10 protein-coding genes are annotated in these 9,028 nt (G+C 71.1%); 8 read left to right on the forward strand and 2 right to left on the reverse strand.

Translation table 11 applies throughout. The features are described 5' to 3' along the window. The first annotated feature begins 83 nt into the window (after nucleotides 1–83). The gene (locus tag D7V97_RS35250) at nucleotides 84–539 is read left to right on the forward strand and encodes a hypothetical protein (protein ID WP_120615013.1); all 456 of its coding nucleotides are present in this window, start codon (nucleotides 84–86) and stop codon (nucleotides 537–539) included. 133 nt (nucleotides 540–672) lie between these two features. Continuing rightward, the gene (locus tag D7V97_RS35255) at nucleotides 673–1,089 is read left to right on the forward strand and encodes a hypothetical protein (RefSeq protein ID WP_120543840.1); all 417 of its coding nucleotides are present in this window, start codon (nucleotides 673–675) and stop codon (nucleotides 1,087–1,089) included. A gap of 310 nt (nucleotides 1,090–1,399) precedes the next feature. On the opposite strand, the gene D7V97_RS35260 is transcribed toward D7V97_RS35255, so the two are convergent. Beyond that, the gene (locus D7V97_RS35260) at nucleotides 1,400–2,065 is read right to left on the reverse strand and encodes an SCO family protein (protein ID WP_120615014.1); all 666 of its coding nucleotides are present in this window, start codon (nucleotides 2,063–2,065) and stop codon (nucleotides 1,400–1,402) included. Between the two features lie 168 nt (nucleotides 2,066–2,233). Here D7V97_RS35260 and D7V97_RS35265 point away from each other — a divergent pair, with 168 nt between their 5' ends. Genes D7V97_RS35265 through D7V97_RS35275 form a run of 3 tightly spaced genes read left to right on the forward strand, consistent with a single transcriptional unit; the run spans nucleotide 2,234 to nucleotide 5,162 of the window. Continuing rightward, nucleotides 2,234–2,551 carry a hypothetical protein gene (locus D7V97_RS35265; protein ID WP_120615015.1) on the forward strand — a complete coding sequence of 106 codons (318 nt, stop codon included), beginning with the start codon at nucleotides 2,234–2,236 and terminating at the stop codon, nucleotides 2,549–2,551. Continuing rightward, nucleotides 2,548–3,432, forward strand: coding sequence for a cytochrome c oxidase subunit II (locus D7V97_RS35270; protein ID WP_233583422.1), 885 nt, complete (start codon nucleotides 2,548–2,550; stop codon nucleotides 3,430–3,432). Before D7V97_RS35265 ends, D7V97_RS35270 begins: the two co-directional genes overlap by 4 nt. Then, complete coding sequence (locus tag D7V97_RS35275; RefSeq protein WP_120615017.1) at nucleotides 3,429–5,162, forward strand: cbb3-type cytochrome c oxidase subunit I; 1,734 nt, start codon at nucleotides 3,429–3,431, stop codon at nucleotides 5,160–5,162. The genes D7V97_RS35270 and D7V97_RS35275 overlap by 4 nt, the downstream gene beginning before the upstream one ends. On the opposite strand, the gene D7V97_RS35280 is transcribed toward D7V97_RS35275, so the two are convergent. Beyond that, nucleotides 5,159–6,625, reverse strand: coding sequence for a glycosyltransferase family 39 protein (locus D7V97_RS35280; RefSeq protein ID WP_158623526.1), 1,467 nt, complete (start codon nucleotides 6,623–6,625; stop codon nucleotides 5,159–5,161). The genes D7V97_RS35275 and D7V97_RS35280 overlap by 4 nt on opposite strands. Before the next feature lie 323 nt (nucleotides 6,626–6,948). Here D7V97_RS35280 and D7V97_RS35285 point away from each other — a divergent pair, with 323 nt between their 5' ends. From D7V97_RS35285 to D7V97_RS35295, 3 genes are all read left to right on the forward strand, one after another. Continuing rightward, on the forward strand, nucleotides 6,949–7,533 hold the full coding sequence (locus tag D7V97_RS35285; protein WP_120615019.1) for a hypothetical protein: 585 nt from the start codon (nucleotides 6,949–6,951) through the stop codon (nucleotides 7,531–7,533). Then, on the forward strand, nucleotides 7,530–8,543 hold the full coding sequence (locus D7V97_RS35290) for a cytochrome c (RefSeq protein ID WP_233583423.1): 1,014 nt from the start codon (nucleotides 7,530–7,532) through the stop codon (nucleotides 8,541–8,543). The genes D7V97_RS35285 and D7V97_RS35290 overlap by 4 nt, the downstream gene beginning before the upstream one ends. Nucleotides 8,544–8,646: 103 nt before the next feature. Beyond that, on the forward strand, nucleotides 8,647–9,028 hold a 382-nt coding region (locus D7V97_RS35295; protein ID WP_233583424.1), incomplete at its 3' end, for a LysM peptidoglycan-binding domain-containing protein.

Raw genomic sequence — 9,028 nt, forward strand, 5'->3', positions numbered from 1 at the left:
CGTCCAGGGCGGGGAATGGGTACTACCGGAAAGATGGGCTAGAGTTCGCGCCGTCCTCTTTCTCCTCTCCGGAGCGAAATCGCATGTCCCAGCAAAGCCCTGGCAAGAAGCGTGGTCTGTCCCGTCCCGTGGAAGTGGTCCGCGCGGAGCTGCTCAAGGATCCCGAGACGAAGCGCATCGCGGACGCGGTGGGCATGAAGCTGGAGGACTACGTCGAGCTCGTGCTCGAGTACGCCCAGGACAAGGACAAGGAGCCCATGCTCAACGTCGTGTCCGACGAGGAGCTGAAGGCCAACGGCTTCCCCGTGCACACCGTGGAAGAGGTCGGCGAGTTCCTCGTCGCCGGCGCCAAGGGCGAGCTGCCCGGCCAGGGCAACCCCTTCGCGAAGTCGGAGTTCGAGGCCCAGAAGGGCACGGGCGCCGCCGGCAAGCCCAGCCTGAACCCCGCGGGCGAGACGGCCAAGGGCCCCCAGGACGAGGCGAAGCGCCAGGAGCTGCTGGAGCAGATGAAGAAGGGTGGCGGCGGACCGCGGGGCTAGGAGCCGCCCGCATCGGCCGTGAAATTCGATCGGAAATTCAGGAGGAAACCTTTTCCTCCTCGGTCCGAGAATCCTTTTGTAGCTTCACTTCGGCACACACTCTCCAAACCAGACTTAAGCAGGGGGTATTACCATGGGCGGCATCGGCAAGATTGTCAGCAGCGTTGCGAAGACGGTTAGCAAGGTTGCCGGCGGCGTCGCGAACATCGCGGGCAAGGCGCTGAGCTTCGTGCAGAACCCGATGGGCGCCATCACGGGTGGCCTGAAGGGTCTGGCGGGCGGCCTCCTGGACAAGCTCCCGTTCGGTCTGGGCAAGCTGGCGAAGCCGTTCGTCGACAAGTTCATCGACTCCGGCGCGTCCCTGCTCGCCAAGGGCCCCCTGGCCGGTCTGTCCCAGCTGACCAAGTTCGCCCCGACCGTGAAGTCCATCGCGGACATCGCGACGACGGTGAAGGACGGCGCGGACAAGGTCGGCGCGCTGGCCTCCCAGCCCGCGCAGCAGAACGTGCAGAACCTGTTCGCCCACGCGCAGGCTGCGCTCATCAACTGAGTTCCCCGCTGAAGCTGGCGTGACTCAGGCACGAGGGCCGGTGCTCACCGAAAGGTGGGAGCCGGCCCTTCGGCTTTGCGGGGTACGTGTGTCGCGGATGACCCCTTCGGGCCGGTCCTCGTCCCTTCCGGACGGGTGCCGGCCCTTTGCTTCAGGGCTGCGACACGGGCTGGAGCGCGGGCCGTGATCGCGCGCTCAGAAGCTGAGAGGGCTTCGGGGTGATCGCGACCTCGCGGTGTTGCTCCGGGTGCGGGCTGGATCAAAAAAGGCCCCCCGGAGTGCCTTTGCGCGGAGGGCGGGTGCTTCGCGATCAGCCCTCGTCGCTGGCGAGGCGGTGGGCGTCCGTTTCGAGGCGCTCGGTGGCCTCGGGATCCGCGCTGTCGTAGTAGCCGCGGATCTCCCCGGTGCCGTCCACGAGCACGAAGTGGGTGCCGTGGAAGATGGAGAGCAGGTCGTCCTCGGCGGCGCCGGGCTCGCGGCCCATGCTGATCTTGAAGCCCTGGACGATGGTGTTCTTCAGCTGGCCGTAGTCGCCGGTGAGGAAGCTCCAGCGGGCGAAGTCGGCGCGGTACTTCTGTCCGTACTCGGCCAGGCGCTCCGGGGTGTCGTAGGCGGGATCCACGGAGAAGGACACCAGCTGGAGCCGGGGCCCGAGCGCCGCGGTGTGCTCCTGCACGCGCGCCATCTTCTGGGTGAAGACGGGGCACACGGTGGGGCACCGGGTGAAGATGAAGTTGGCGACGAAGGGGTGGCCGCGGAGCTGCTTCGACCCCCAGGGCTGACCGTCCTGCCGCGTGAAGGTGAAGTCCGGCAGGGCGCCCAGCTTGGGCAGCGGGGTGAACCGGCCCCGGGCCAGCTCCCGGGCCGACACCGCGACCATGCCGAGCGACGCCACGACGACGCCCGCCCAGATGAGGGAGCGTCGGAGGTTGCGGGGACGGGGGGCCGGCAGGGAGGAGGGCGATTCAGCGGACATGGAGCGGCACGTAACGGCATCGACCGGGGGTGCACAAGCGCGGGGTGCCTGGTGGGTAGGGGCTGGCCGCATGCGAGGCATGAGGGAGAGTGGCCGCTCCAGGCGATGCGCCTTCCGGGACGGGGTGTGCCTTGAGGGGACCCCGGGTGCGTGCTACCCGGGAAGGCCATGCCTCTCGCCTTCTTCCAGCTTCAGGGTGGACGTTCTCCGGCGGGCCGGCGGGGGGACTTCCGGTCGCTCCCGGGGCGGCTCCTCACGGGGCTGCTGCGCTGCCTGATGCTCTGGGGGCTGGCCGTGCCGGTGGAGGCGCTGGCCTGTCCCGCGTGCACGGCCCGGGCGCCTGAGTCTCCGGGAGGCGCGGGCGTGTTGCTCCTGGCCCTGATGGGGGTGCCCTTCGTCCTGGTGGGCGTGGGCATCTGGGCGGCCCGGCGGGCCCTGCGGGACGAGCGGACCGTGGCCTCCGTGGAACGACAGGAGCACCCGTGAAGTCTTCGCCCGACCCTGCGATGTCCGTGCTGCTCGGGGCCTCCACCGCGCCATCGGGTTCCTCCGCCGCATCGCCCGGAACCTCCACCGCGCCGCCGGATGCGCAGGCGCCCCTGGCGGTTGCTCCCGAGCGGGGCGCGTGGACCCTGTCGCCGCCGGAGAACGCGAGCGCGTACGGGGACCGCATCGACGCGTTGCTGGCCAGGAGCCACGGCTTCGACCTGGCGCTGGCGGCGGTGATGCTCGGGTGGATGCTGGTGGCGGTGGTGCGCTTCCGGGGGGCCCGGACGGTGGCGCCGGACGGGGGCACGCGCCGCTCGCGGGCGTGGGTGCTGGGGTTGGCGCTGGGCGTGTTCGGCGTGGTGGACGGGACGCTCTTCCTGGGCTCCGAGGGCTACCTGCGCGACGTGCTCTGGAACTTCCGCGTCCCGGCCGAGGACCCGCGCACGGTGCGCATCGAGATCAACGCGCACCAGTGGTCGTGGGAGGCGCGCTACGCGGGCGGAGACGGGACGTTCGGCACGAAGGATGACGTGGTGACGTGGAACGACCTGCGCGTGCCGGCGGGGGTGCCCGTCTGGGTGCAGCTCGTCTCCACGGACGTGGTGCACGGGTTCTCACTGCCGGCCTTCCGCGTGAAGCTGGACGCGATTCCCGGCCGCGTGAACCAGACCTGGTTCCAGGCGGCGCGCGAGGGCGCGTGGGAAGTCGCCTGCTACCAGCACTGCGGCACCAGCCACTACCGGATGCGCGGCATGTTGTCCGCGATGACGCCGGAGGCCTATGCCTCCTGGCTGCACGAGGCCGGCCGGCAGGCCGTGCAGGCCTACGACGCGGACGACGCGGCCGCCCACTGGGGCTGGGCCTGGAGGACGCCATGAAGCCGGGTGCGTTTCTGAAAGCCCTGGGGGCGTCCCTCTGGACGACGGATCCCCAGCGCGTGGCGAAGCAGTACCTATGGGGCGGGTTCCTGTTCCTGCTGGTGGGCGGCCTCCTGGCCATGCTCATCCGCTTCCAGTGGGCGTGGCCGGGGCAGCCGGTGCCGGGGCTCGCGTGGGCCCTGCCCGAGTCGAAGGGCGCGCTGACACCCCCCGCGTACACGGCCGTGTTCACGATGCACGGCCTGCTGATGATCTTCTTCGCGGTGACGCCGCTGCTGTTCGGCGCGCTGGGGCACTTCGTGTTGCCGCTGGCCATCGGCTCGCCGCGGATGGCGTTCCCCCGGCTGTCGGCGTTCGGGTTCTGGGCGTACGCGGTGGGTGGCGCGTTGATGCTCGCGTCGTTCGGGGTGCGGCTGGGCGCGGCGAGCGCGGGGTGGACGTCCTATCCGCCGCTGTCCACGCCCGCGTTCACGCCGGGCCTGGGCCAGACGCTGGTGACGGTGGCGGTGCTGTGCGTGGGCGTGTCCGCGTTCCTGTACGGGCTCAACTTCGTCGTCACGGTGGTGCGCTGCCGGGCGCCGGGGATGACGTGGGGGCGGCTGCCGCTGGTGGTGTGGGGACTGTTCTACGGCGCGGTGCTCAACGTGCTGTTCGTGCCGGTGCTGGCGGCGGCCACGGGGCTGCTCTTGCTGGACCGGGTGGCGGGCACGCAGTTCTTCATCGCGGGCGCGGCGGCGGTGGGCGGGGGCGGGGACCCGGTGGTGTACCAGCACCTGTTCTGGCTGTTCGGCCACCCGGAGGTCTACATCCTCATCCTGCCCGCGTGGGGGATGGTGGGGGACTTCGTGGCCTTCTTCAGCCGCAAGCCCGCGCACGGCTACCGGCTGACGGCGGGCGCGATGGGCGCGGTGACGGCGCTGAGCGGCGCGGTGTACGCGCACCACCTGTTCACCAGCGGGATGGCGCCGGTGCTGGGGCGCACGTTCATGATCCTGACGCTGCTCATCTCGCTGCCCGCGGAGGTGATGTTCCTCAACTGGCTGATGACGCTGTGGAGGGGCAGCGTGCGGCTCACGTCACCGATGCTCGCGGCGCTGGCGACGATGATCGTCTTCGGCCTGGGCGGCATCACGGGGCTCGCGCTGGGCGCGGTGGCGACGGACGTGCCGCTGCACGGGACGATGTGGGTGGTGGGCCACTTCCACCTGACGATGGGCGCGGCCAGCTTCCTCGCGGTGTTCGCGGGGCTCTACTTCTGGTTCCCCCGGTTGTACGGGCGCACGCTGCACGAGGGGCTCGCCAAGGCACACGTCGTGTCGAGCGCGGTGCTGTTCATCGCCGTGTTCGGAGGCCAGCTGGTGGCGGGGTACGCGGGGCAGCTGCGGCGGCTCTATGATCCGTACCAGTACACGTTCCTCGAGCACCTGCTCACGCTGAACCGGTGGACGAGTTGGGCCGCGTTCCTGCTGGGCGCGGCGCAGCTGCTGTTCGTGGTGAACCTGGTGCGCACGCTCAAGTGGGGTCGCGCGTCGGAGTCCAACCCATGGCAGGTGGGCACGCTGGAGTGGACGGACGCGGGCCCTGCGCCGGTGGTGCTGCGAGGGCCGCACGAGCTGTCGCAACCGGAAGTACAACGGCAACTGGGTCGCGATTGGATTGGTCAGGCGGAGCCGCTGCCGGAGGAGGTGCCGGCGGTGGTGCCCTCGGCCAAGGTGGAGGTCGCGGTCTAGGGACCGTCGCGGCGCTCCCAGAGGCCCACGCCGCCGGTGTCGGCGGGAGGGAAGCGGCGGACGAAGTGCTTCTTGAACCAGGGCATGCTCTCCCGGGTGAGCTGCCACGTGCCCTGCCAGCCGAGGATGACGAAGCGGCAGGAGCCCAGCATGACGCGCAGGGCCTGCTGCGCTTCCGGGGCGGCGAAGGCCTCGTTCGTGTCGGGGAAGCGGTCGCCGGTGCTCATGGCGTCCTGGATCATGGTTGCGTAGGTGTCCACCACGGGCGTGGCCCCCATGGGGAGCCGTCCGGCCACGAGCGCCTGGCCGGGCTCGAACGCGAAGAGGCACGCGTCGCGAGGCACGTCGGTCCGCACGTGGTTCGCGAGCGCCACGACGTCCAGGAACTGCTGCCGGGAGCCCTGGACGACGTGCCAGGCGCCGGGCAGGGACGCGGCGACCAGGACGAGGCCGGCCACGGCGCGCGACGCGACGCGGCCCCACCGCAGGCTGAAGGCGTGGAGCGCGGAGGCACCCAGGCCCGCGAGCACGGCCTCCGACGCGGCGAGGTGCGCGTTGTACTGGCTCCAGTAGGTCCGCGACGCGAGGAACGTGGCCACGGTGAGGACGAAGGTGGCGGCGAAGAAGCGCGCGGCGGGGCGGCTCGGGGTGGGAGCGCGGAAGGCGTGGACGCAGGCGACCCCGAGGCCCACGAGGGCGAGCACGACCTCGCCCAGCCGGCGTTCGTGGAGGATTTCGTGCAGGCGCAGCCAGCGGTCCTGCTCCCCGTCGCTGGGGCGCAGGGCCTGGAAGGTGATGACGTCGCGGAAGAACTCGGAGGGGGCGAGCGCGGCGAGGGGGCCCACGACGACGACGAACGTGGCGAACGCGACGAGCGCGAGCGTGAGTCCGTCGCGCCAGGACTCCTTCCACGGGCGGGCCAGCAGCGCGGAGATGAGCCAGAGGCCGCCGGGAAGCTTCACGGACACCGCGAGACCGAGGAGCACGCCCGCGCCGATGCGCCGCGCGCGCGAGGGGGGCTCGGAGGCGAGCCAGAGGTTCGCGAAGCCCAGGCACAGGATGTTGAGCAGGGGTTCGAGGAAGGCGCCGCGCTCGACGAGGGCGGCCTCCGGATGGGTGGCGTAGGCGAGCGCGGCGACGCAGCCCGCGAGGGGCCCCCAGGCTCGCCAGGCGACGCGACCCGCGAGGAACACGCAGAGGGCGCCCACGGTGGCGGCGAGGTAGCGGGTCACCCCGTAGGCGGTGGCCGCATCGAGCCCGAGGGTGAGCGCGGCGCCAGGAGCCCAGAGCAGGAGGGCGCCGGGAGGGTGGACGAAGATGAAGTCGCGGTAGGGCAGGTCGCCGCGCAGGAGGAGTGACGCGGCGGAGAAGTAGACGCCCTCGTCGTAGTCCATCGCGTAGGCGAGCGGGCCCGCGCGGTCGAAGAACGCCATCGCACGCAGCACCCAGGCCCCGAGCGCCACGAAGACCAACGGCCAGGGGATCCGGTCCCGCCAGGAGCGCGGGGGGACGGGAAGGGACGACGCCGGGAGCGGAGGGGTGATGGGTTGCATCGGGACGAGGCCGCGAGGCTACTCCCGGCCCGTCCGCCCGTGGCGTTCTTTCCCGGAGGACTCTGGGAAGAGGAATGCCCGCTGCTTGAAGTGCCCGTGTCCTGCGCGGTGCTCCATGTCGTGGCCTGTTCTCCATGAAGCCTGCTCCGTTCCGCCCGGGCTCCCCGAGGAACGGGGGACTGCTCGGTTCCCCGGTGCTTTCCGCCGGGCCCAGGCGTGCGAGAGTTGCCCCCGTGAGCACGAACGACCCCACCGGGACGCTGCCGTCCGCGTCCCCCCAGCGCGCCGAGGCCAACCTGTGGTTCGGGATGGTGCTCGCGCACGCGGCGGCGGTGATGCTCTTCTGCGCGGTGGCCTTCGCCGCGGACTTCTACCGGATGCGTGGCTTCTGGCCGCCCGCCTCCGCGCTCCCGGGACGCTTCATTCCCTCCGTGGCGGGCGTGCTGCTCGTCACCGGAGGCGCGCTCCTGCACGGCGCGCTCCGATACGCCTCCCGTCCCCGTTCCGCGCGGGCATGGCTCCTGGGGGTGCTGGGCGCGGGAGCGGGGTTCCTCGCGACGCAGGCGGCCTGGCTGCACGTGCTGTGGTGGTACCGCGACCTGCGCATCCCGGACAGCGGCGTCTTCGCGTCCGTGCTGTATGGCCTGTCGGCGGTGCAGGCCGCGCACGCGGCGGTCGTGCTCACGGGGGTGCTGCGGGCCACCGTGCGCATCCTGCGCGGCTCCGAAGCGCGGGCCCCGCTGCGGCGCGCGCTGCCCGGATGGTGGTGCACGACGGTGATGTACGGCGTCCTCTTCGCGGTGGTGTACCTCCCATGAAGCCCACTCCCTTTCTCGCTCGAATCCCGAAGTCCCTCCGCATGCTCGCCGTGCTCGCGTTGGGCGCACTGGCCCCCGCGTGTCGCCGTGAGCCGCCGACCTTCGAACCGCTGAAGCTCGCGAATGGCACCACCGTCCCCGTGGCGACGCTCGCGCGCGGCTGGGACGTCTACACGCACTACTGCGTGTCCTGTCACGGTGAGAAGGGCGACGGCCAGGGGCCCGCGGGCACGGGCATGCGTCCCGTGCCGCGCAACTTCCGTCAGGGCCTGTTCAAGTTCGGAGGCGTGGCGGCCGGCGAGCTGCCCACCGACGACGCGCTGAAGCGCACGCTGCGTCGCGGCCTGCACGGCACCCCGATGTTCGCGTGGGACGTGCCTCCGGCGGACGTGGACGCGGTGGTGCAGTACCTCAAGACCTTCAGCCCGCGCTGGAAGCAGGAGGCGCCGGGCGTGGCGCTCGCGATGTCCGAGGACCCGTGGAAGGGCCGCGCCGCCGAAGCCGTGGAGCGCGGCCGCACCGTCTACCACGTGGCCGGCAAGGGCAACGCGGGCTGCGCCAGCTGCCACGTCGCGTACCTGCCCCGCGCCGACCTGGCCGCGCTCACCGAGAGCGTCACCGGCCGCAAGGTGAACCTCGCGAACGTGGATCCGTACACGGCGATGCCGAGGGATTCGGACTACTCGCTCACCGTGGACGCGAAGGGCGAAGCCACGCAGCTGTCCAAGGTGCTGCCCCCTGACTTCCTCTTCCACCGCCTGCGCACCGTGTGGCCCCAGGGTGCCCGCGTGGAAGGCCAGCGGTACACCGCCGAGGCCCAGCGCGAGGACCTCTACCGCGTCATGGCCGCGGGCGTCGGCGGCGCCGCCATGCCGTCGTGGAAGGGCGCCATCCCGGAGGAGAACCTCTGGGCGCTCGCGTACTACGTGCAGAGCCTCGTCGTGCTGCACGACACCGACGAGGCCCGCGACCTCCAGCAGCGCCTGCGCGATTCGAAGATGCAGCCCTGACGGATTGATTCAACAACCTGAGAAGATGGTCTTCCGGGGAAACTAATTCCCAGGCGTCGCGAAAATCCGGGCTCAAGTCTCTTACTTTCCCGGAGTTCCATTCGTGACGACCTACTCCGTCCGCAGCGGCGACACGTTGAGCGGCCTGGCTCAGCGCTTCCACACGTCGGTGGGCTCGCTGCAGAAGACGAACCACATCGCGAATGCGAACCACATCCGCGTGGGGCAGAAGCTGTCGGTGCCGGACTCGTTCCAGGCGGCGGCCCCCGCGAAGGCTGGGAGCAAGGCGGGCAGCTACACGGTGCGCAGCGGCGACACGCTGAGCGGCATCGCGGGACGGCACGGCACGACGACGGGGGCGCTGGCGAAGCTGGAGTTCCGGGGGCGGGGCCTGCTGCTGTCCGCGGCGCTGGGCGTGTCGATGTTCCCGCCCATCGCCACGGTGAGCCCGCTGTACCTCATCCTCAACGCGGTGGGGCTGCGCG

The sequence above is a fragment of the Corallococcus sp. CA053C genome, from assembly GCF_003611675.1.
GTDB lineage: Bacteria > Myxococcota > Myxococcia > Myxococcales > Myxococcaceae > Corallococcus.

What these genes read in the sequence shown, in the direction of transcription:
- D7V97_RS35275 (WP_120615017.1), top strand. Translation starts at nt 3,429, where the DNA reads ATGAAGCCGGGTGCGTTTCTGAAAGCCCTGGGGGCGTCCCTCTGGACG.
- D7V97_RS35250 (WP_120615013.1), top strand. Translation starts at nt 84, where the DNA reads ATGTCCCAGCAAAGCCCTGGCAAGAAGCGTGGTCTGTCCCGTCCCGTG.
- D7V97_RS35255 (WP_120543840.1), top strand. Translation starts at nt 673, where the DNA reads ATGGGCGGCATCGGCAAGATTGTCAGCAGCGTTGCGAAGACGGTTAGC.
- D7V97_RS35265 (WP_120615015.1), top strand. Translation starts at nt 2,234, where the DNA reads ATGCCTCTCGCCTTCTTCCAGCTTCAGGGTGGACGTTCTCCGGCGGGC.
- D7V97_RS35260 (WP_120615014.1), bottom strand. Translation starts at nt 2,065, where the DNA reads ATGTCCGCTGAATCGCCCTCCTCCCTGCCGGCCCCCCGTCCCCGCAAC.
- D7V97_RS35290 (WP_233583423.1), top strand. Translation starts at nt 7,530, where the DNA reads ATGAAGCCCACTCCCTTTCTCGCTCGAATCCCGAAGTCCCTCCGCATG.